The sequence below is a fragment of the Mucilaginibacter sp. P4_A11 genome, assembly GCF_056402535.1.
Window position 1 is genome coordinate 43,484 of the sequence record NZ_JBFUHE010000003.1, and the last position, 24,061, is coordinate 67,544.

General features: G+C 43.6%; 14 protein-coding genes. 4 read left to right on the forward strand and 10 right to left on the reverse strand.

Translation table 11 applies throughout. The annotated features are described in order from the left end of the window. Positions 1 to 496 precede the first annotated feature (496 nt). A complete protein-coding gene (locus AC1DUD_RS07420; protein ID WP_477373136.1) occupies positions 497 to 1,432 on the forward strand; it encodes a hypothetical protein in 936 nt (311 codons plus the stop codon). 215 nt (positions 1,433 to 1,647) lie between these two features. Here AC1DUD_RS07420 and AC1DUD_RS07425 read toward each other — a convergent pair whose 3' ends face one another. From AC1DUD_RS07425 to AC1DUD_RS07440, 4 genes are all read right to left on the reverse strand, one after another. Continuing rightward, on the reverse strand, positions 1,648 to 1,890 hold the full coding sequence (locus tag AC1DUD_RS07425) for a hypothetical protein (RefSeq protein WP_477373138.1): 243 nt from the start codon (positions 1,888 to 1,890) through the stop codon (positions 1,648 to 1,650). An 8-nt stretch (positions 1,891 to 1,898) separates the two neighbouring features. Next, complete coding sequence (locus tag AC1DUD_RS07430) at positions 1,899 to 4,394, reverse strand: alpha-L-rhamnosidase-related protein (protein WP_477373140.1); 2,496 nt, start codon at positions 4,392 to 4,394, stop codon at positions 1,899 to 1,901. Between the two features lie 26 nt (positions 4,395 to 4,420). Beyond that, positions 4,421 to 5,215 carry a phytanoyl-CoA dioxygenase family protein gene (locus AC1DUD_RS07435; RefSeq protein ID WP_477373142.1) on the reverse strand — a complete coding sequence of 265 codons (795 nt, stop codon included), beginning with the start codon at positions 5,213 to 5,215 and terminating at the stop codon, positions 4,421 to 4,423. A 468-nt stretch (positions 5,216 to 5,683) separates the two neighbouring features. Further along, on the reverse strand, positions 5,684 to 5,956 hold the full coding sequence (locus AC1DUD_RS07440) for an exo-rhamnogalacturonan lyase family protein (protein ID WP_477373866.1): 273 nt from the start codon (positions 5,954 to 5,956) through the stop codon (positions 5,684 to 5,686). Positions 5,957 to 6,227: 271 nt separating this feature from the next. Here AC1DUD_RS07440 and AC1DUD_RS07445 point away from each other — a divergent pair, with 271 nt between their 5' ends. Together AC1DUD_RS07445 and AC1DUD_RS07450 are read left to right on the forward strand one after the other, a co-directional pair. Further along, positions 6,228 to 6,995, forward strand: a complete 768-nt coding sequence (locus tag AC1DUD_RS07445) for an SDR family oxidoreductase (RefSeq protein ID WP_477373144.1) — start codon at positions 6,228 to 6,230, stop codon at positions 6,993 to 6,995. Between the two features lie 278 nt (positions 6,996 to 7,273). Continuing rightward, positions 7,274 to 7,888 carry a Crp/Fnr family transcriptional regulator gene (locus AC1DUD_RS07450; RefSeq protein ID WP_477373146.1) on the forward strand — a complete coding sequence of 205 codons (615 nt, stop codon included), beginning with the start codon at positions 7,274 to 7,276 and terminating at the stop codon, positions 7,886 to 7,888. A 534-nt stretch (positions 7,889 to 8,422) separates the two neighbouring features. On the opposite strand, the gene AC1DUD_RS07455 is transcribed toward AC1DUD_RS07450, so the two are convergent. The 6 genes from AC1DUD_RS07455 to AC1DUD_RS07480 form a co-directional block, all read right to left on the reverse strand. Next, positions 8,423 to 11,770 carry a tetratricopeptide repeat protein gene (locus AC1DUD_RS07455; protein WP_477373148.1) on the reverse strand — a complete coding sequence of 1,116 codons (3,348 nt, stop codon included), beginning with the start codon at positions 11,768 to 11,770 and terminating at the stop codon, positions 8,423 to 8,425. 13 nt (positions 11,771 to 11,783) lie between these two features. Beyond that, positions 11,784 to 13,142, reverse strand: a complete 1,359-nt coding sequence (locus AC1DUD_RS07460) for a sugar porter family MFS transporter (RefSeq protein ID WP_477373150.1) — start codon at positions 13,140 to 13,142, stop codon at positions 11,784 to 11,786. Between the two features lie 211 nt (positions 13,143 to 13,353). Beyond that, complete coding sequence (locus AC1DUD_RS07465; RefSeq protein WP_477373152.1) at positions 13,354 to 16,092, reverse strand: sugar-binding domain-containing protein; 2,739 nt, start codon at positions 16,090 to 16,092, stop codon at positions 13,354 to 13,356. A 14-nt stretch (positions 16,093 to 16,106) separates the two neighbouring features. Further along, on the reverse strand, positions 16,107 to 17,753 hold the full coding sequence (locus AC1DUD_RS07470) for a glycoside hydrolase (protein WP_477373154.1): 1,647 nt from the start codon (positions 17,751 to 17,753) through the stop codon (positions 16,107 to 16,109). A 40-nt stretch (positions 17,754 to 17,793) separates the two neighbouring features. Then, positions 17,794 to 19,359 carry a RagB/SusD family nutrient uptake outer membrane protein gene (locus AC1DUD_RS07475; RefSeq protein WP_477373156.1) on the reverse strand — a complete coding sequence of 522 codons (1,566 nt, stop codon included), beginning with the start codon at positions 19,357 to 19,359 and terminating at the stop codon, positions 17,794 to 17,796. A gap of 20 nt (positions 19,360 to 19,379) precedes the next feature. Then, positions 19,380 to 22,496: a SusC/RagA family TonB-linked outer membrane protein gene (locus AC1DUD_RS07480; protein WP_477373158.1), complete on the reverse strand. Its 3,117-nt coding sequence runs from the start codon at positions 22,494 to 22,496 to the stop codon at positions 19,380 to 19,382. Positions 22,497 to 23,118: 622 nt separating this feature from the next. On the opposite strand from AC1DUD_RS07480, the gene AC1DUD_RS07485 reads away from it, so the two are divergent. Beyond that, entirely contained in the window at positions 23,119 to 24,024 is a 906-nt protein-coding gene (locus AC1DUD_RS07485; RefSeq protein WP_477373160.1) for an AraC family transcriptional regulator, read from the forward strand. The last annotated feature ends 37 nt before the right edge of the window (positions 24,025 to 24,061 follow it).

A 24,061-nucleotide genomic window follows, 5' to 3' on the forward strand; every position in this document is an offset into this window, starting at 1 on the left:
CGTGTCAATTAAAAATAAGAAATTTTGACATATTTCAATAAAGCCCTTTCAATCGGGCAACATTCTTAAATTTGGTTAATTTCCCTGACGCTACTTTCGAACACAGTCTATTTACTGTAAACTAAGAGTGCTATAGTTACTTCACTAATGACTATCAGGACTATGAAACTCTCAGTGAGGGTCCAAGAGACCGTATCGATCTGCTCATCCTTTTCTGTTCTTTTTCCGAAAACTGTACATGCTGCGATAAGTATTTTACCATTTTTACGGGCGAACACCACACCCGGATCATTACATTTCACTACATGATCATTGCCCAGGTAGGATTGCGGAGTTAAAATAATACGGACACGGTTGAATTATCCTGGCAATAACAGGCGTACAACCTGCGCTAATGATGTGAGCAATACCCGCTCAATTCACAAACATTTGAAATTTAATTGTAAAAGCCGAGAAAGCAGACTATATTCATTTCAATCAAATTACCTTACCTGTGATGGAACAATCTCCCGAACTGCGAAAAATCCTGATGGAGGAAAAAAGACTTGAGCTCGAAACCCAGAAGTTCGAACTTGAAAAACAGCAATCCGAAAGCGAAAAGAAGAAGCGGAAGGTTGATCCCATCCTGGCAACAATCCTTGTTGCAGTTATGGGGTTTATTGCGACGACCGTTGGGAATGTTCTCAATAATTCGGATGTCAACCAGCTTGAAACGCGAAAATTCGAATTCGACCTGATCAAAAAAGGGCTGGAGCAGCCCACAGAAGAAGAACGCGTAAAATTCCTGGCATTACTTTCACGGCTGAAACTCGTAAACGACAAGAATATGGCTAAAAAACTTGACAGCATATTACAGGAACCAAGCCAGCTGCCTTATCTGGCGACCGCAGCAGCATCGCCCGGTAATGTGCAACAGCCAGGAGGCTTAGGCACCGAGGCTATCCAAATAAATGCACACATTACGGAATCCAGCCCCAGGCTGGGCGCTATTGCAGCGGCCAGGGCGGAAGTTGGTCAACGCGAAGATCCCTCAGTGCCAAACGGAGGGCCCGCTGTCCAAAAATATATACTCGGCGGCCAGGGTTACGGCTGGTCGGTGGGCTTTGTATCCTGGTGCTATGCTCAGAACAAGAAAGGCCGGCCACCATTCAAATATGCCTATTCCCTGATTACTTTGAAACAAGAGCTTATCAAAAACAATTGGTGGGTGCCAAAAGGAACCGACCGCAATTTACGCCCCGGCGACATCTATTTCATACAAATAAGCTCCCCGGTACCGAGGCAATGCGGGATTGTCGATTCAGTGATTAATAAGACCGATTTTATTGGTATAGAAGGCAATACCAGTGTCGACGGCTCCATGACAGGAAAGGTAGTTGCCCGGAAACACCGGAAAATTGAACAATGCGGTGGTTTCGGCCAGCTTAATTAATTAAACGAGCGTCAAATACGAATGAGTTAAATCAATGGAGAAGAATGTAGAAAAGAATAACAAGGCAATTGCTTAAATTTAGTGAAATAATAAATTGTTTTAAATCCGAAACTGTACAGGAAAAAGTTACAAACTATTTATTGGACAATTTGGATTATTATAAAAAAGTCCTGGATATGTGCATTAATTAACAACGGTTCTGCTTCGGCACAAGCCTACAGATTTTTTAAATAAGAAGTTTTAAATTCAGCAAAAGTATTGCCATGAGCCTGATGCTGGTGCGCAACATACACCAATTGGTGTTGCTGCAGGTAATTAAACAGGGTACGTTTATCGGCGGGATTGGCCGATAGCCAGGTGTCTACCCCATCATACCCTGCCGCTCTAACTTTATCCAGGAAGGCACTTATCTGCAGGTGCTCATGGCCCCATTGCGGGCTTAGTATTTTTATCTCCATAATAATATTTACGCTATTGGCTTTACAATAAATTTAGTACCCGGTTTGCAGGCTTTTTTAATGCTAAGGCTACCATCAGCATTGGTTTTTACTTTTTGGAAGAGGCCATTTATAGTATATTGATAATTGGCTCCGGGTTGTAAACCATTTAACGTAAACTCGTAGTTATCTGCAGAGGTTATGGTCCAGTTAAACTGGTTCTCCGTCCAATTGTCGATAGTCAAATTGATACTGTGTGCTGATGCCGACTTTATTTTCAACTGCATTTCTTCCCTATTGCCGGGGTAAAAAATGAGGTTATTGCCGGTTTTATTTGCGCCAAACGCGCTATTACATTTTATAGTAAAGCCAGTAGTACTCATGTTGTAATTGTTTGTACTTAGCTTTAAGTTATATTTAACACCGCGTAGCGTATAAGTAAATGCTGTACCATTTAATACCGGCGATAAGTTTGGCTCGATACCCATACGGTTCCATTTTGGACGAATACCGTAAATGTCGCGATAAAGCGCGGTGATGCTGGTGCTTATGCCAGCCAGAATATCATCGCCCAATCCAAGCTGTGTAACACGGCTGTAGCGTTGCGATGACAGGCCATCCTTTTTATATTGGGCAAGTATGTTGTTGATGAATTTAAGCGCAATGCTTTTATCATAATGAACATAAGCACGTATGCCCATATAGCCCCAGGTGGGGAAAATGTCGCCGTTCTCATATTTAGGAAATGGCCAGTTACCCGGCGATACCTCAGCCTGTGTAAATGAATCATAACACAGCGGCCAATGGAAAAGCTTTTCCTGATTATTGCGCTGTTCTATCTGGTCTAGCACTTGTGCTATGCGTTGTTTATCATCACATATACCAAAGGCAATAGCGGCAAAATTTACCGGGGTAACTAAGTTATCGCCATGTATTGAGCCATCGTTATCGCGCCAGTATACATATTGTTTTTTGGCCGGCGACCAAAAGCCACCTTCATCTACCGGTTTATTAAATGCAGCTTTTAAACGTGCAGCTACAGCAGTGTAATAAACTTCTTTTTGTTGATTGCCCAACACCTTTTCGCAATTAGCCCATAGGTTCAGGGCCTCGTAAAGTTGGGCGTTTACAAACGCGTTCTCATAGCTCGCCCAAACAATATCCAGCCAGTCGCTGGCCTTTTTCTCGCCAATATTATTGTTTAGCATTTCAAAAATACCGTTATTATTGGCATCGCGTTTTATCATCCAATCCAAAGCCTTTTCGCACGAAGTTTGGTGCGACTTTAGCCAGTTAACATCTCCATTAATATCAAACTGCTCGCTCGCGTTAATTACATACCCCGTTTGCGAATCAATAGTATAGCCCCACATGGCCTCATAATAACCGGTTTTAGCGTTGTAAGTCCCCTTTATCTCATCACCGGGCACATTGTGCCAGCGCGATAGCACACGGCCATCAGCAAGCATGGCCTGGTCGCGCTCCTGATTGAGCGTTGCCGACATGTTTTGGGTGTAATTAATATCATTAAGCGCCATCCCCACTTGCGCAAAAAACGGCTCATGAAGACATTTCCAGTTGGTTAACCAACCATTTGCACCGATAATATTATTATCAACCACGCCATAGCGGCCGGTGGTGTTTAACAGCTCGCGCACGGCAGCGGCGTCAATACTGGGTAAAGTGCCCCTTGTGTACTCTTTAAAATAATTTATACATTGTAATGTATATTCAACGCTGGTCTGTCCTTTTTGCACATCGAAAGCAGCAAATACATTTGCTCTTTTTGATACAAACCGGCTCAGGTCATAACGTTGTTGCAGCGGGTTGTTTGTTACAAGTTGTGTAGCTGTAAATTCGTTATTTTCGCTATGGGAATATTTAGTGGCAATAGCATTATTGGCAGTAGTGCTGATGCGAAACCCGTTACCGCTTTCGGCGTTCCAAAAGGTAACACCGCCGGTATGTACGCCATAAGTATCATCAACCTGTTTTAAATATTTACACCAAACCATCCCCCCATTATCCAGGATCCCCCCCTTCCATACAGCCAGGTTGGCGAAGTTCCATTTAGGCAGGGCCATATCTTCTAATTGAGCGTTGGTACTATACTGGCGTGTAATTTTCCAGGTTATCTTATTATCTACTATTTTAAAACGCCAGGTTTCTGTTACAGTAAGGGCATTATCGCCATAACTGATATTACTTATAATTACCTGATTTAATTGTTGATTTACCCTTACAACCGGCAATGCAGCGTTTGAAGTAAACATCGCATTTTTAGTAGTGATACCTGTGTAAACACCAGAAGCTGAAAGTGCGTTTACACCCTTAATATTTAACTGTTTTACTATACAGCCAGATGAATAATCTATCAGGATAGCCAGCTTTTTATCGGGCACGGTTAAGGTTATAGTTTTGGTCGTGATGTTATGAGTAATACCTGGGGTTTCACTATTTAAAGCAAAACCAGTTTGCCACCTAAGCAGCATTAATGCAACAATATATATTGATCGGAGGTTCATGCGCATATATTAAACAGCTTGGTAAATTAAGGGTTAAGCTCGTTATTTTTTAACATGTCACCAATTTTTAACCGGGCAACATCGTCATCTTTCAAAATATTTTGGATACCGTTAAAAATACTGCCATCGGGCATATAAGCGCAGGTCATGGCACGGTGGAAACCCGGGGTCATGTTGACATGTGCGCCGTGTATGGCTAAACCGTTGTGGAATGAGCAGCTACCCGCTTTCATTGGCGCGGCAACAGATTGTGCCGTTTTAAACTCTGGATAAGTAGTAAATATGGCACCCATATTTTTGCCTATGCCGGGGTTGTCAAAAGTGGTTTTATGATAAGATTCAGGGATGAAAAACAAACAGCCGTTCTCATAAGTATCGTCATCAAGCGCTACCCAGATCGAAAGCGCGCACCTATCACTAAACGACCGATAAGGTGTATCAAGGTGCCACGAAGTAAGATTAGCCCATGGCTTTTTAATTAATGCCTGATCATGCCATACTCTTATACCTTGAACCCCGGCCAGTTGCGCAGCCATTTTCCCCAGGCGTTCGTCAAGCATTACCTGTTTCATTTTATCATTATCAACCCAAAGGTTAATCAGCTGATCAAAAACGTTGTCGTAATACGATTTATCGTCAGCATCTCCTTTGCCGTAAACCTCCTTTCGGTCGGGCATCTTATTGCCGTTACGTTTCTCTATGGCCTCGTTGAGCGCTGTGCGCCAAAATTCAAGCTCTTCGGCCGAAAGGAAATTTTCGATCACTAAAAAACCATCGTGACGGTATTGCGCAATTTGGTCTTGCGTTAAATCATTTCTCATTTAGGATATTATACTTATGGTTAGTCCGTCAAAATTATAGCAACCAAAAATTTATAATTATTACGAGGCTGCTTTTTTTTACTTTTTGATAAAGAAAGATTGATTAAAAGTGTGCCAGTTAAATCCAGCGAATGACACAAAACGAATAAACATTTCACGAGATTCGTTTAAACCGGTATGCTATATTTGATCATTTCGATTCTTCGCTATTTAAGGTTCAACAAAGTCTAAACCTAATCAAATAAAATTTGATTAGGTTCAACTCCAATTTCTGAGAGCATTCTATTACATGACTTTATCATCATGGGAGGGCGACATAAATAGAATTCAACATTGCCAATGTCTTTATGATCTTTAAATAATGATGATAAACAATATCATGTATAAAACCATGATGACCGTTCCACTCATCATCTTTCAGTGGACTTGACAATGCAAGTTGAAAGTTAAAATTGGAATAATCGGCAGCTAATTTTTGGAAATAATCGTATTAGAAAATTTCTTGTTTGGAACGTGCTCCGTACCAATAGCTAATTTTGCGTTTAGTAGCACCGTTCTCAAGCAAATGCAATGTGCGAGCGTATAGGTGCCATGCCCGGTGAAAAAAACATGCGGCTGGGCAGCAATGGTTTGCAAACTGTTTACAAGATTTTGCCTGATCTGCAGATTCCCCGTACGTTCCCATTCAGTAAGCCAGGCAGCGGCGATGGCCCCGAAATCGGTTCCGAAACCCGCCGGGATCTTATCTTAAGAAAACTCAGGCTGCGGCCGATTCCGTATTCCTTCCAATTTGCGGTTGGGTTGGATACGGCTCAATGTTTTTGCAGCATTAACCTGCTCTCTCAGCAAATCACCTACCCGTTCATCGACAGTGAGATAGTAATAGAACCTGCGGTTTGCAGCCAGTTTTATCAGTATTTATTGACATTTATCACGCTGCATTGTTGACGAATGTCCTTTTCCCCTGGGGCTGAAATGTCTCACCTTTGATATGAAATAAATTATTAAGAAAGTGAAATTAAAAAACAAAGTAGCCGTCGTTACCGGTGGTAATAGCGGTATAGGATTTGGCATCGCAGAAGCCTTGATGAATGAAGGCGCGGTAGGTGCCATTACTGGGAGGAACCAGGCAACGTTAGACAGTTCAGTTAAAGAGCTTGGATCAGGATTCATCGGCATTAAGGGAGACGTAACCAATTTAGTTGACCTGGAGAATGTATTTAGCGTGACCGCTGATAAATTCGGTAAGATCGACATACTGGTCGTCAACGCGGGCGGGATAGTTGACGGCGTACCTATGTCGGGCATAGATGAAGTGACTGAAGAAAACTATGACCAGTACATGGACCTCAATTTGAAAAGTGCTTACTTCACGGTAAAAAAAGCACTTCCCTATTTAAATGACGGAGCTTCGATCATACTGATCGGTTCAAGTGCCGCACATCGCGCTGCACCTGGCATGACCATCTACGCCGCTGCAAAAGCCGCTGTTATCTCTTTGGCAAAGGGATTGTCTCTCGACCTGCTGTCGAGAAAGATCAGGGTAAATACAATATCACCGGGTTCTATCGATACGCCTGTTTTTGGTAAAATTGTTCCTGAGGACCAGGTCGATTTTGTCAAAAATCTATGGGTAGACATCACACCCGTCGGCAGGCAGGGAACGCCTTCCGATATCGGGAAAGCTGCCACATTCCTGGCCTCGGATGATTCAGCTTTTATCGTCGGTACGGAAATTCTTTCTGATGGCGGATTGACCAACATCAGCTTAATGAAATAATTACAAAAGCGGGGGCAGGAAACTGCTCCCCGCTTTTGTTTTGTACCATGGAAATTAATAAGACAAACGATATCACTCTTTCTTCAAACTGGAATGCAGTTTTTGCCATTTCGCTGGCTGTATCAGGGCTGATCGTCTCTAAATTTTCACCTTGTAAGCCTGCTGACACCCATCATCAAAGATCTACATGTTGCTGACGGTCATTGAAAAAACATTTTCGTCTCGGTTCGTCACGAAAACCGGAGGCTTTTGAATAGCTTTGTTAAAAGCTATTTTAAATGTTTGACATTTTTATAAAATATCTTCAGCAAAAAGGAAGCTTTAGCCAAAACGAAATGGATATGATCCAAAGCGTTTCGGTAACGAAAAAGGTTCGCAAGGGTCAATATTTACTGGAAGTAGGACAGGTCAGCAGTTTCAGTGCATTCGTCGTAAAGGGCAGTTTCCGGTTATTTAGGGTTGCAGACGACGGGCAGGAACATATCATGAAATTTGCCATAGAAAACTGGTGGATGTCCGATTACACCAGTTTCATGAGTGGCCAGCCTTCCAATTGTTATATTGAGGCATTGGAAAACAGCGAACTGATCTTATTCACCAAAGATAGATGGGCATATCTTATCGATACAATTCCAGCTTTTAAAGAGATGATCGAACATTTAACTGCCAGGAATTTCGAAGCGCATCAGAACCGGATCTATAGCAATATCAGCGAAACGGGGGAATTGAGATATGAAAGTTTTGTTGCAACATATCCGAGCCTGTACAATCGTGTACCGTTGTACATGATCGCATCGTTCCTTGGTCTAACAAGAGAAACGCTTAGCCGTATCAGAAAGCAATCCGTTAGAAAGCAGCCCCCGGTCACGCAACATCTGATAAAGCAACAATAATTACCTGCCTGAATATTCCCTGAAATTGTATAATCTTATATAGGTTCAGTCCTCGTAATAATCAGTAAAGCGCTTAAACTTAAAACCGCAAATATCTTTGAGTATTCAACAGTCTAAAAATATTGTTTGAGTACTTCTTGTCCCCTCTTCTTTGTCACCCACCACTGGCACCAAATCCGCCGCCCAATGATTATGTATTTAATAATTCACCCCATGTTGGATAGGATGATCAGCCATTTAATGGTGTTATTTTAGTTGTTCAAGCTCAACAAACAAAGCATAGCCAGTCTAAAAGGTTATCTTGAAATCCGACCAATTTATTCTTCAATATCAAATTAACTGTTCTGAAAAATAGCCCATTAAACATCTGAGCTGGAATGTTATGTTCTATCCTTCTCTGGAACATCCAGCCAAGGATAGAACATCAACAGCTTCCCATCATGCCAAAGGAATTTAATATTGGCGGTTTAAAAAACGTAGACGGGGAATTCCACCTATCTTTACAAATACCTATTACTTATTTCCCATCTAAATTTACTTATAGTTAACTGCGGCCACCGATGGGTTGTTTCTAAGTTCGGTCAAATACCTGAGATGGGTCTGCGCACCAAAATGCATAACATCGTTTATTATAACATCAGTGAATGCCAATTCAGCTTCATTCAGCTTTTTAAGCCCCAGGTAACCCAAGCCAACAATATAACGGCAATGGATATAGTTCCGAAGTTTTAAATCATCTTCAAAAATTAAAAGATCCGGCAGTGATACAGCGAAGTAGTCGATCCTTACTTCATCATGCTCGTGCTCTAAACCATAGTTCACCAGATTACTAAATATTTCCTGGGCTACTTCTGCCTTCTGCAGTTTATTCCAGGCCAGGCCCTGATAAAAAATCTTGTCGGGTTGCTGGTCATTATAAAACATCGCTGCACTGGGTTCGCTAAGTCCACGGGTTGCTTCGGTCCAATAAAACAATGCATTTTCTGTATCACCCAAACCATCATAGGCACAGCCTAACCAGTAAAAGATATCATTTTCCTGCGCGCCGGGTAGTTTTCCTTCACCTAAACTATGCGGATACTCTTGTGCCTGGTTTAATTTAATAATTGCTGCATCATAATCAGCATGGCTAATATCCGCTTTTGCTAATTCTACCAGGCTATAAATATACTGGCCGGAAACCCTGCCTTCCCCTCCCTCCCAGGGATGAAATTTACGGTTCATTATCTGCTCATATGCAGCATTGTAATCGCCCAGATAGTTCCTTAATGCGGCTACTTCCAGGTACAGGTCGTCGCGCCGTTTTGCAACGTCTGCATTTTCAGTCAGAAATTTTAGTCGTGCTGTAGGGTCATAGCGAAGTTTTTTATACAACTGATCCAGTTCCATTAACACGCGCGCATCATTCGGATTCAGGCTAAAAGCTTTTTCGAACAGGATAAGTGCTTTTTCAGTGTCATTTTGCTTGTTGTATGCAGCGATAGCCAAATTCCTGAATACGGTAGGAAATGCAGTGTCGATATCCGCAGAACGTTCCCAGCATTCAATCGCATCGGCATACTGCCGTTTGTCGTACCACAAATTCCCCAGGTAATAGGAAGCCTTTGCATCAACACTATTTTGACGAATAGCGAATTGCAGCACAGCAATATCTTCAAGCCGGTTTGGAAAACAGTAATCGGGATTAGCACTAGCAGCAATTTTCAGATAACGATCTGCCGATTCCTGGTCACCTTTCAGGAAATTGAAATTAGCCAGGTAATAAGCAAGCATAGGGTTATTTTCAGGTTTATCGTTAGCCATTAAAAGCAGCTCAATAGCTTCACTATATAACCCAACATTGGCATAGTCTATTGCATATTCTATTAACGTATGCGCTTGGCCGCGTCCAAGTTTGCCCAATTGTGCTAAGCTTTCAGCAGCATCTTCATGCATGAGTAGTGCTTGCTGGCTTCGATATAATTCAAAAAGGGCACTCAGATTAAAACCATCTCTTTTCAGTGCATAACGGCACACATCCAATGACTCTTCCGGCCTTGACAACATACGCAACGCTCTTGCCTTGACCATATAAGCCCTTCCGTTCCGGGCGTTCCGGTCAATTGAAATATTAATATGCTCCAGCGCGCGTTCCGCATCCTTATTTTTAAGATCAATTTGTGCAACTACGAAATAAGCTACATCCTGATATCCTGCATTCCAGGTAGCCTTAAAAAAAGCATCATAAGCTTTTTTGTAATCTGAGGTATACCAATAAGCAAGCCCGAGGTTATAGTAAGGCTCTCCATCGTAAGGATTGGGATTTTTACCGGTTATTGTTTGCACTGCCTTTTTGAAGTAAGGTATCGCCTCACTGAATTTACCTTTTCTCAGCAGCCACAAACCCATGGCATTATTGTTCCTGATGTCGCCGGGCGCACGTTTTAATGCTTCCTGGTAGTAAGGAACCGGACTGTAGGTGGCATGGCGGTATTGTTCCAGGTGCTGACCGGTCAGGAACAGCTGCTCGGCAGAATCAATTTGCTCCGGCAAAAGAGCAGGTTTTGCAGCTTCCGGCAATTCGCGCTCTTCATCTGATTCTGTATAAGAAACCAGCTCCTCTCCCGAGGCACTATAAACCGTCAGGCTATATAAAGCAGATGGAGCAGCCGGCGCAGTTACTGATTTGGCAAAAATGTCTTCCGGGCTTAACGATGCCTGCCACTCCTCAAGCGTTTGGTGCTGTGTAGCAAGCACAATGTGGGCATTTTCAAAACGCGATGTAGCAAAAATAGTGACCTTAAGTTCGCCCGCTTCCTTTTCCAAGCCTACCAATACATTCCGGGTGGCATTTTTAACAAGACCAACTTTCCGGTATGGCAAAAAATACTGAGTAAAGGATTTTTCTTCATTAGGCATCAGCCAGCTAAAATCTGGCTGATTGTCTGTAAACATCCCGGTCATGAGTTCGATATATGGGCCATCTTCATCAGTAAGATTACGATCCCAGGCTACCCCAAAATCGCCGTTGCCCCAGGTCCATTGTTTTTTGCCCGGTGAAACATGATGGTCTGCAACATGCAGCACGCCAGCTTCTGTATCATGTTCATAACCTCCCACAAAGTCATATTCTGAATTGACGGCCATATACGATGTCGGAACAGGAATATTTTTATATCTCGAAATGTCGGTTCCCGGCGAGTAATCAACTTTATAATAAGTGCCTGTAGCAATCGGAAAACTGGAAACATCCCGTTTACCATGATCGAATACAGCATGCACATCTGGCGGAAATACACTTTGGTAATAGTCGTCCACACTCACTGCTGGATTTGCCCACCAAAGGAAGGTTTGTGGCAAATTGGTTCGGTTATAAAGCTGTGCTTTGATTTCCAGGTAGGATTTGTCAGGATACAAGGTGAACCCAGCCATTCCCTTTGTACGGAACATTTTCTCCACTTCGTTTACCCAGATGGTTTTACTGCCGTCCGGGTTTTCTTCTATCTTATAATCCACCGGGTCAAAAGTGCTCGGGCGATGGTGCTGCGGCCAGTTAAACTCGATCCCGCCAGAGATCCATGGCCCGCACAAACCTACCAGGGCCGGCTTGATCACCTGGTTGTAATAAATGAAGTGGCGGCCGGCGATCTTATCATAGGCCATTTGTACACGTCCTCCGATTTCCGGAAGGATCATAATTTTGAGGTATTTATTCTCTAAAAAAAGGCCGTTGTATTCCTGATCAACTTTCTCATCAGCAATTTTTTCGATAACCGGGTGCGGATAAACTATGCCGCTGCTTCCCTGGTAAATTCGATTTTCAAAAAACATCGGATTTTTATCCGCTTCGGCCACCTGATAGGTAGGGATAACAACCTTTTCTTGCCAAACTTGAACTGTCATATTTATAATTAACTTAATGTCCTGTAAAATTGTGCTCCAATTGTTCGAGCGTTTGTCCCTTCGTTTCCTTGACCCGACTTTTAACGAACAGATACCCCATAAAACAAATGCCGGCATATAAAAAGAAGGGGCCATAAGTGCCGAGATGCTCCACGAGGATAGGGAAAGTGAACACGAGTATAAAGTAAGCTATCCATAACGAAACGATAGCCACCGAAGAGGCCGCGCTCCGAACATTGTTGGGAAAAATCTCTGAAATCAACACCCAGGTAACGGGTGCCAATGAAGTAGCATACAGCGCAATTGGAAGGAGTACAAATGCAGAGATCCAAATGGCCGGGGCCTGATATTTCAAAAGAGCAGCCAGTACGATATAGGATAGTGCCAGCCCGATTGATCCGGCCAGCATAAGCGGTCGACGGCCCAGTTTATCTACCTGCCACATAGCTATCAATGTAAAAAGCAAGTTTACAACACCGATAGCCACTGTTTCCAGCAACTGATGATCCAGATTTGCGCCTACCGACTTGAAAATTGTGGAAGTGTAGTTAAATACTACGTTAATTCCGCATAATTGCTGAAAAACGGCTAATGTAACACCAACAATGACCGCAGGCCTGACCGATTTAGAGAAAACTGCTGAAAACGATGACTGACCGGTTTTCTGATGCGATTGTCCAATAGCCGTTACAGACGTTTGTGCAAATTCCGCTGAGCCAATTTTGGTGAGAATGCTTACCGCTTTGGCTTGCTTACCCATAGAGATCAGCCATCGCGGACTTTCCGGCAGAAAAAATACGCCAAGCAAGAACAGCAATGAAGGAACTACCCCAAGGCCAAACATCCAGCGCCAGGCTTCGTGCATATCAGAAAGCAGATAGTTAACCAGGTTAGTGATCAGGATACCGGTAACAATGGTTAATTGGTTAATAGCTACGTTACGTCCGCGCATATGTGCCGGGGATATTTCTGCTATGTAAAGCGGACTTAACATAGAAGCCATACCTACGCCTACCCCGGCGCAAAACCGCATGATAACAAAAAATGCCAATCCAGGTGCAAAAGCCATTCCAATGGATGAAAAGGCAAAAATTGCAGCCGCGATCATCAGACCCGGACGCCGCCCGTACCGGTCTGCAAGTTTCCCGGCCAGCAGGCAACCCGCAATACATCCTAAAGCCAGGGAACCGGTGAGAAAACCTTCCCACCAGCTGGATAAATGAAAGGCAGTCCTCAGAAACGGGAGTGCACCTGAAATAACTGCAAAGTCAAATCCAAAAAGATAGCCACCCAATGCCGATATAAATGAGATACCCAAAATGTACCGGTTGTTAAATTTATATGTCGTTTGCTTTTCTGCGATAATTTGCATGTCTTAAAACTTGTTTTTAGGTAGTTATGGTTTTTATTAATTGTACTCCCGATAACGCTGGTAGAGCCACAGCACAAATCAGGAAAAACGTGAATAACCAATACCCAAGCCTGATTGTAAGCTAAAAGCACTCATTATTTGTTGTTTTTGGATATGCTAAAATAACCCCTGCCTGCCTGGCAGGCAATGGATTATTGATTGAAAGCATGGATTATTTAACCTTTCGATCGTCATTCAATAACTTGCGCAAAGTGATGGTACTGATTTCATCTGCTGGCTGGAAAGCACTATCCTCCGCGTAATGGATAAGGCTGTAGCGTAATTGCTTAGCGGCCGGCCGGCTTGACAGTTTATTATGAATATCCATGGTACACAAAATCAATTTGCCGGATCCAACCTTAAATTCCACCAACGTAGCGAGATTTCGGTTCCTGAAAAAATTATCAATAACACGAACAATCGGTTTAGGCTGAGCCGGAAGTTTATCCAGCAGCAGCGATCTGGAATTTGTTACCAGGTCCCACCATTGCCAATCCGTATAAAAATTTGTAGGGAAGTTTGCCAATGCGCCATGTTTCTTGTCAATCAACAAGCCCATGCTGCCCGGCTGGTCAGGAAAATGGACCGGGCTCCAGAAAACAGGCGCAAAACGGCCGTCTATGCCATGCATGCTTCCTGTGTCCGGGTTCAGGATAACTTTTCTTCCTGCTTCCAGATAACTGATGGCACTGTCTACCGCGGTCGTAAAAATTACGTTGCCAGGCCCGTCGGGTAAGTTCTCGGGATACACCCATATTTTCCAGCTATTATGGAATTTCGATTTAGTCATACCAACGGTGACCGTCAGCTCGCAGGCCTGATCTATTTTTTTCAGGTCAACTGAAAAATGACCTGCCACCTGGGCGTTGCCAATAGGAATGGATTTGTTGCCAAGCGAGCCCTGAAAATTAATATGCCCGTCGGCAGAGGTGACCGACCATCGAATTTCATCGTCAATTTGATGATCGCTATAATTAGCAACCTCGGCAGAAGCCTCGAATCGCTCATTGTTGTTATAAGCAGCCTTCTCAAACCGGATTAACGGTACAACGGGGCCGCAAAAATTGCGAAAATCATGTGGCTCGATCAATCCTTTACTATCCCAGAAAGCATTCAAGATCCCTACCAGAGCTGTCCCCTGGCCTGGAAAATCATGCAGGTCCAACAGTTGAAATCCGCCAACGCCGTGGGTCTTTAAAGCCCGCTCAATTTCTTCTTTGTAGAGTTGCACAGCGAGCGCTCCGCTGGCCTTGAGGTAATCGGGAGCCAGTGTAAGCATTTGTTTTTTGCGGAGATCGTTTCGTACTGCCTCAAAATTGGCAGGACGAAGCACTCCTGTATATTTAGCTATTTCATTAAGGTCGGGATAAACGGAATACTGGCCAACTTCATGAATAATGAGCGGTACCCGCGTACCTTCCAGCGTTTTGCTGTAATCAGTCTTGAAATCAGGGGCATCGGTATTAAATATACCTTGTCCCCTAACCCAGCCTTTATCGGTGTATTGGGTAATAAAGTAATCGTCTACAGACTCCGGTGTTTTACCATGTCCTTTCTGGAAACTGAAAGTGGTAGTGGTGTACAGATGCCGGTTGTCTTCCTTTTTAAGTTTTTGGACAAGGTTTTCCAGCCAGGCAAAATCACCTTCCAGTTCGTTGCCCATACTCCAGAAACAAAACGAGGGGTGATTCCCATAATTTTGAATAATATTTTGAGCTTCTTGCTCCAGGTACTCTAATGTTTTTTGATCCTTACCTACCGTCAGACTCCAGAGCGGCAGTTCAACATGCAGGTAAAAGCCAAGTGAATCGGCTACCCGGAATGCTGCCTCAGGCGGGCACCAGGAATGGAAACGAATATGGTTAAGCCCATAAGCTTTGGCTGTTTTAAACACTTTAAGCCATCCTGCCGTGCCCATAGGAGGATGCCCCTCAAGCGGAAAAATATTACATTCAAGCGTTCCGCGCAGAAAAAGCGGGTGCCCGTTTACTTTAAGCTCATTTCCGGCTGCTGCGATATCCCTGAAACCAAAACTATCCACCCTGGTGTTCAATACCCGGCCCTGTCCGTCGGTCAATTCCGTGCGCAGCTGATACAATCGTGGATGGAACTCGTCCCAGGATTGCGCGTCTGGAACCTGGAAGGTTATTTCCTGCTGATCAGCATTAACAACCTTGGGTTGGCTCTGCATCAGGACTTTTTTTCCGTAAAGTAAGGCAGTGCGCACATAAGTCTTTGCCTTACCATCACCACTGAATTTACTAATTGCCCTGACACTGTGATTCGCCAGGGAAGCAAAAATTTTAGTATCCCTTATTGCATTCCTGCCCAAATCGGTCAGTTGTATTTTTCCGATGACACCGTTCCAGATTATTTGTGTACCGTCGGTATAGGTATGCGCAAAGTCATTGATGCTGATGTCATGTTGCTTGCGGTTGTCAATACGAATCGTGATCACGTGTTTACCTGCTTCAAGTTTTCCCAAATCAAACAGCTGCGGTGCAATCAGGCTTTCCTGTGTTCCTACCTGTTTTCCGTCAATCCAACAGTCAGCTTTCCAGATCACCCTTTCAAGCAATAACCGTGCGTTGCTCATCCGGCTGCTTAGGGTAAAAGTACGCTGGTACCATACGGCGCCAATATACCGATGCTTCCTGGAAAGGTGCAGCATTACATCTTTAGTCAGGGCAGATGTATCAACTTTTACTGCTTTTCCGATACCTCCGTCATCCAGCGTGCCGGGCAATTTTATCTCGCCCGTAAATTTTTGCTGATACCATTGCTCAGCAGAGCCCTTATCCAACGAATCAAGCCGGTATTGCCAGGTTCCGGCAAGAGATAATGGCCTCACTTGAGCCCTTAGCGTCAGGCTGGTCAAAATAGCTATTAGTAGAAATCCGATTTTTTTCATGAAAACGTGTTGCATTACTGATAATGGCCGGTTAACGTTGTTACAGAACGTGGCTCCAGCGTTATTGCACCGTAAGGTATGGTTGTTTTTTTAAGATTTTTATCGGCAGCTGTAGTATAAACATCAATTGAGTTCCCTGCAGGCTGTGTAGTGCCTAAATCGACTGTGTATTTTTTAGTATCGGTACTCATATTGATAACCACGATCACAAATTGTTTAGACTGTGCCTCCTTGTACGCTGAAGTCATCTGCGTTGCCGTAGCAGTAACCAGATCGGTGACATCACTTAGTGCCGCACTAACCCGAACCATTCCTGGCCTCACAAAACGGGAATAGTTACCAAGGCACCATAATTGTTTAGAGTCGCTCACCAAGCCGTTGGTTTTCATACTATTGAGATCGTAACCACCACTGGGATCATTGATATACACCAAGCCATCGCTATAATTATAAGTATCAACTGCCAGCCACCATTGCCAGGAGGTAACATTTGCCACCGTGAGGTCATGATGAATCACTTTGGCAACATATAAACCGTAATCAATTCCGGTGTTTTTGGGATAACCGTTCAACTGTCCGCAAATATCTCCCAAAATGCCAAATTCTGACTGCCAAAGCTGCAATGTCGGATCTATTGTTTTTAATTTATTCGCTACATTCTGGCGATAGCTTATTAAATCAGCACCCGGGCAGGTTGTGAAATAACTATGGGCCGATAGCAGGTGTTCCATAGCAGGAACATCGCCAATGTAGTTTGACGATGTTCTGTTGAAAAACTGGTTGATCTGATCGCCCCGCCCGTCGGGATTATTGGCATCAAGTGAGTTCCATTGATTGGCTTCGCCCACACAAATGGTTGTCGCTAAGCCGGCGGCCTTCATTTTCGGACCAAGCAAACGGATAAAATCTGCAATTTCGACATCGGTAGCGCCGGTGCCCTCTTGCGAAGGGTTTTCTCCCCAGTTCCACTGAGGTTCGTTAAATGGGCTAAGGTAATTGAAAGGCACACCTGTGGATTGAAAATGTGCTAATACATTTACCAGAAAATCGGCAAAGTCGCCTTTTTTTCCAGCATTTAAATTCAAATGGCTGTTTCCCAATCCATATGCCTTATTGTTTTGAGTAAACTGTACCGGTGGAGAAACGGAAAAAGCTAAAAACTTCTGAACGCCCCGTGCTTTCGCGGCGGTAAGGAACCATTGCTGACCAGCCTGTTTGTCCCAGTTATAATGATTAGCTGCATCCAGAAAACATTCTTCCCGCCTAAATTCATCCGGTATCCCACTATTCGTACCCTGTTCATAACTCCCGGCACCGATATTGAAGCGCCATAACGTAAGACCAATACCCTTGGGGTTGCCTTGCTGGTYGTTGTCCATACTGAACAGGTAATCAGCAATCTGATTTTTCTTGGTAATGTCATTCCATTTTCCGATGAATTTGGTTGTCCAGCAATCTGAAGCCCCGAAGCTTTGAACAGTTTGCTGCTGGTTTCCCAAATCAACAATAATCCGGGCATCGGCTTGTACGCATGGACTGGTCCCCCCGGTAGGGCAACCGCTTGTATCCTTGTTTACTGCCGTTTTTTTTGCGCAGCTATAAGTAGTTGTTACTCCCAGCAAGACCAGGGACAACAGTACTGTTTGCAATTTCTTATTCATAGTATCAGTTTAAAGCCGCCGGTAACCCGGCGGCTGATAATTAATAACCTGGATTTTGCGAAATCCTGCCTTCAGAAGCAATAATCTCCTTTGAAGGAATTGGCCAGAGGTTATGTGTTCCTGCAACGAAGCTGACACCCTTATTTTGCGGCTCATTCAGGTTTTTAGTTTCATATGGGTCTTTACTTTGCTGCGTGTTGTATTTCACGAAACTGCCGTTAGGCCCAAGTATGCTGTTGATCACCGGCTGGCCGCTTTGATCTTTCCATCGACGGATATCGTATAAACGGTCACCTTCCAAAGCCATTTCAAGCCTGCGCTCTAAACGAACAGCGTTGATCAAGTTCCAGCCTGTCAGCGTTGGGTCAGTAGTCAATCCAACCCTGTTTCTAACTATCCTGAGTGACTGTAAAGCCTGTGGTGCCTGTTGCAGCATAGCAGCCGCTTCGGCGTTCATCAGGTAAACATCCGCTAAACGCAGGTAAATGTGATCCTTTGAAAAGCGTCCGTTCGGAGTTCGCTCGCTCCGTGGAATGTATACTTTACGATTATACCTTGCTGACTTGCATTGGCTTGGGTTGGCATTAAATACCGGATTGGCCGGATCACCCGCAACCGGAAAACCATTGCGCATGATTGTCCAGTTCAGCCTGGTACTGTCACCTTGCGACTTAAAGGCATTTTCTAAATCACTCGTAGGTGTAAAATACCCCCAGCCGCCTTCTGTTCCGGGCATTGAAGTGGTTGGAAACACATTGCCTAAATTGGGATATTGTGTTGAGTATTGGTATTGAATTTCAAAAATAGATTCCGGGCCGTTATGGTTAGTTGTCTGCCAGATATTACCGAAAGAAGTTTCCAGCGTATAATCGCCTGACGCTATGATCTGGCCAGTTAAAGTTTGAGCGGCCGCCCAGTCTTCTGTGTAAAGATCAACCTTAGCCAGCAACGCCTGAGCTGCCCCCTTTGATACCCTGAATTTATCTACGGTGCTATACTGCGACTTGCCTGGCAGCACAGTGATCGCGCTGTTAAGATCCTGTTTAATAAAACTATACACATCTGCTGCGCTTGTCCTGCTGTAAGTGTTTTCCTGCGGCCCCAGCGTTTTGGTAACCAACGGTATAGCTCCCCAGTTTTTAACAAGTTCAAAATACTGAAATGCCCGTAAAAACTTAAGCTCGGCAACCAGTTTTTGAATGGTACCATTATCAATTTTCGACCCCTGGATCCCTTCTATCGTGGCATTGAAAATATAAATACTCTTATACAATTCTATCCAGTGTGCCTCGATCCGGTCATTTTCGGCATTCAGCGTGTAATGAGCTGCTTGCACGGCGGTACCTTGTCCACCGTTAATGCCAATCCATTCGTTATCAGACGCAGCTTCACCGCCAACCTGTTTCCACCATTGTGTTTGCCACCAATCGTCAAAATCGATGTACTTATAGCAGGCAATAGCGGCCCCTGTTGCTTCGTCTACGGTATTATAAAAGGTGCTGGCCTGTATCGAATTGCCATAGGGTTCCTGGTTCAAAAAACTTTTCTTGCAACTGATCATACCGGCAATAACCAGTACGAACAAAATATATTTTGCTTTTTTCATTTGTTGTTTACTACTAAGTCTTAAAAATTTGCGTTAAATCCGACGTTGAAAAATTTAGGGATTGGATTTTGTCCGTTGTCGATGCCATATCTAAGCACTCCTGCAAAAGGAACCTCTGGGTTCAGCCCATCGTATTTGGTGATCGTAAAGAGGTTTTGAGCAGAGATATAAACCCTGACGTTTGCCAATCCGCCAAGTGCTTTCGGAGGCACCGTGTAACCGAATTGCAGCAATTTATTGCGCACGTAAGTACCATCTTTAATGAAAAAGGTTGAGTTTTTTGAGAAATTGCCATTCGGATCAGACAGGCTTAGGGCCGGATAGCTGTTGGTGCTGCCGGGGCCGGTCCAGAATTTATTTTCGGTACCGCTAACAAAGTTGTAGCCATAAATCGGGTTCATCCTTACCAGGTAATCATCGGCTATTTTATTACCAAACGATCCATAAAATTCCATCCGGAAATCAAAACCCTTATAAGAAGCCTGCAGGTTTAATCCTGAAGATAGTTTCGGGTATGGATTACCGATGGAGGTGCGGTCGTTCAGATCAATAGTATTATCGCCGTTCACATTGGCGTACATAAAATCGCCTGGGCGTGCGCTGGGCTGAAGCACCGTGCCATTAGCACTTTTATAATTCTGCACATCTTGCGCGGTTTGGAAAACGCCAAGCACCTTATAGCCGTAATAGCCGCCCAATATGTCGCCAGCAGCGGTTTTTGTTCTGCGGGTTGACTGAAACACGTCATTGGATATTTCATCATACAATATCTGGCCTTTCAGGTCTACTGCTTTGGAAATAAAATGCTGAAGCGTTAGCCCGATACCGAATGAGAGTTTGCCAATCTTATCTTTATAATTGATGGCCGCCTCCCAGCCGCTTGTGCGCATGGTGCCCACGTTAGTATACACGGTTGGAATATACCCCTGCGGATAACCCAGTGAAGGCTGTACCGGCAAATAAAGCAGCATGTCTTTAGGTGAGCGCCAGTATTTATCAGCAGTCAGGGACAACTTATTGTTGAACAGGTCTGCATCCAGACCAATGGTTACATCCTGTGTTGTTTCCCATTTTATATTCGGATCCGGTACATTGGCAGGCACATAACCATACACCCGGCTGTTAGCTCCATTGATATAATCAGACAATCCAAGCGTACTTTCATACGCACCCGGAGCACCCGGCAGGTTTCCGCCCACACGGCCAAATGATCCCCGAAGCTTCAGGTAGTTCAACCATTTGATATTCTTCATGAACGATTCGTTAGAAATCACGTAAGCGCCCGAAACAGTAGGAAAGTAACCCCAGCGGTTGGCTGGTGATAACATGGACGATCCGTCGGCCCTGAAAGAACCGGAAATGAAATAAGTTTCATTATAATCGTAGGAAACCCTTGCAAAATAAGAGTTCATTTTGCCAAAAGGACCGGCTCCGGGCTGATGGCTTCCGCTGCCATCTGCGAGCGTAGCACCGGCTGAAATGTAATGATAAGGCTCTGCATCGTAAGGTACATCCTGCCGGTAAACGTAATTGTTATTATAAGTGTAATTATCAGCAGACTGACCTGCCAAAATATTATAATGATGTTTGTTAATGCTACCTATGTAATTAATAGTATTATCCAGTTGCCAGCGGTAATTGATTACCGAGTTCTGCGAAACGCCCGAAATATCGCTCCGGTCCTGTGGGTCTATATAGTACTTCGGTTGATAATTTGTCTGGTTTATTGAATTATAGAAGCCGGAAATACTGCTTCTCAAAGTCAGGCCTCTAATTGGCTTGATCTCCAGATAAGAGGAGCCTTGTGTGCCGAATAATCGGGATTGATTAAAATCACGGGCCATGGCAGCTAAAGGACTATTGATATTATTGAAATTAGACCGGGTGAACTGGCTATATACAGGATTGTAGGCTGTAAAACTCCAGCTGGGATTGGTCGCGGCATAAGCATTTACATCTGTTTGCGTCTGAGCAGCAGATTTAGTCGCGGCTACGTTCGGCGCGATAGACATGACATTGAACAAACTGGTACCACCGCCATCACCGTACCGCTCCATCCGCGGCGCAAGGCTGACCCCGAACTTAAATACTTTTGAAATTTCATAATCAATATTGAACCTGGTAGTAATTTTCTGGTAGTCAGCAGTACCACGCTGAGCCTGAAAATTGCTTGACTGGTCAAAATATCCTACACTTCCGTAAAATGTGAGCCCATTTTTGGAGCCCGACGCGCTAACGTTATAATTATGTGTGTAGGCCTTTTTGGTTGATTCATTCCACCAATCTGTGTTGATGCCTGTTGCCGCACCATTTACCGGAAGCGTTTGGTTATTATTCGAATAAATCTGGCGGTAATGGTTAACAAATTCATCCGTTTGCGCAAGCTTGGGATTTACCCAATAGTTCATGCCAGATGTTCCGTTAAAATTGACCTGGGTTTTCTCCTTGCCTCTTTTTGTTGTCACCAGCAATACACCGGCTCCGCCACGCGAGCCGTAAATTGCTGTTGCAGCTGCATCTTTTAACACATCAATCTTATCGATATCCGATGGATTGATGTCATTCAGTCCGCCGAATGAGGTGATCACCCCGTCTACGACAATGAGGGGATCGCTGGACCCGGTGATCGTTGAAAATCCCCTGATCAACAATTTAGGCTGTGCGCCCGGATTGCCCCCGCCCTGGAACACCTGCAAACCCGGCACCTTTCCCTGGATGGCATCTGCCACATTACTCGTGGTTGTAGGAGCAATATCTTTTGTCCCTACCGACGATACCGCAGTGGTCACACTTTTCCTGGTAATGGTTTGGTAACCGATCACCACTGCTTCGCTGAGCTGATTGCTGGATGGTTCCAGACCTATTTCATATTGATCACGGCCATCAACTGCCACTTCTTTTGTGTCGAAGCCAAGATAAGATACCACCAGGATGTCTCCTTTTTTTGAATTCATGTGAAACAAGCCGGACGCGTCAGTAACGGTGCCGGTTTTAGTCCCTTTGAGCAAAATGCTCACGCCGATAAGCGTTTGGTGGGTGTTGTCTGTTACCCGCCCCTTGATAGCCTTGGTCTGGGCGATGACCAGGCTGAAAAAAGGCAACAATAACACTGTTGTTAGTGTAAGTTTTTTTCTCATAATTGGGTTTTTTAATTATAATGGATAGGCAAATCTAACCGCTATTACAAACCCGAGTATAGACGATTTCTTGTAAAATATGGACGATTTTACTATTTGCAATCCTGAAACATCTTTTTCTGAAAACTTGCCTTACCCGGTATGATCCTGACTTAACATACTATCTATGGCAACATATGCCATTCAGCAACGAAAATTACCCTTAAGTTAAACAGGCTTTAACCTTTAAGAAGTCGCGTAAAAACAATGAACCGGCACATTGAGTAATTGATAAAATTGTTGACGTGCCTTAGGTCACAGGTTGGCATTTTACATAAAAACACAGGTATCAAGCAAGTTACGTCTTCAAAAACCCGACTTAATATCTATCTATGAGCTATACCCCTTCAACTGCCGGTAACTGATTTATAAGATCGGCCCCGTTCCTCATTTTAGTAAAACAGGTTTCACAAACTAAGTAATTATTAAAAAGTTGCAGGCAAGCAGATATAGCCCGGTATCATCTTTAAAACCTGGGCAACGAAATACATGGACGATTTTCTTATTTTTATGGACAATATTCCTGTTAAAGTGTGGATAGAACAGTTATCTTTAAATTTATCATATTAAAACCGAAATGAGAATGAGCAGCCATTTGGTAAATTTTAAAAAAGACGGATTTGAAGGTCAACGTGCGATTGTTATACCCAAGCCGATATTAACCAGATTTTGCACAAAAAACGATGCTGTTAAAGGAGCATACATAACAGATATTGGCTATTATCCCAAAGCAAAATTTCATGGCAGAGAAAGACAGGCGGGAGCCGAAGAGAACATTTTGATTTATTGCATTGATGGAAAAGGAACGGTAGATATAAATTCCGTTATATATGATATAGCTCCGGGTGATTTTATTGTTATCCCCCATAACACAAAACACTTTTACGAAACTAACGAAAGCAGCCCATGGACAATTTATTGGTGCCATTTTAAAGGGCCGCAGTCAGATGCTATTGTGGAGCAGATTTTTTCTAAAGAACAGAGTTACCGTTATAGCGTTAAATTTGTTGATGAGCGTATCAATCTCTTTGACAAACTTTACAGTTTTTTGGAGCAAGGTTATAGCACGGAAAACCTAACCTATGTCAATCTTTTGCTCCTGCAATACTTATGTTCATTTGCATACCGGGACAGATTTTATGCAATTAAGTCTGAAACTCATCCGGAACCTGCAGAAAGATCAATTTTGTTCATGCAAAATAACCTGGATAAAGGCCTCTCATTAGCTGAACTCGCAGCTTCGGTCAACTTATCTGTTAGTCATTATACGTTCTTGTTTAAAAAGAAAACGGGTTTTTCTCCTATTGACTATTTTAATCATCTCAAAATTCAGAAAGCCTGTCAATACCTGCAGTTTACAGATCTAAGAATTAGCGAGATAGCTTTCAAAGTAGGGATTGATGATCAATTTTATTTTTCAAGACTCTTTACCCGAACTATGGGATATGGGCCTAAAGAATATCGTAAAAGCAGATCTGCGGTCAAATAATCGTTCAAAACTGATAAAGGCAATAAATAACTTGCTA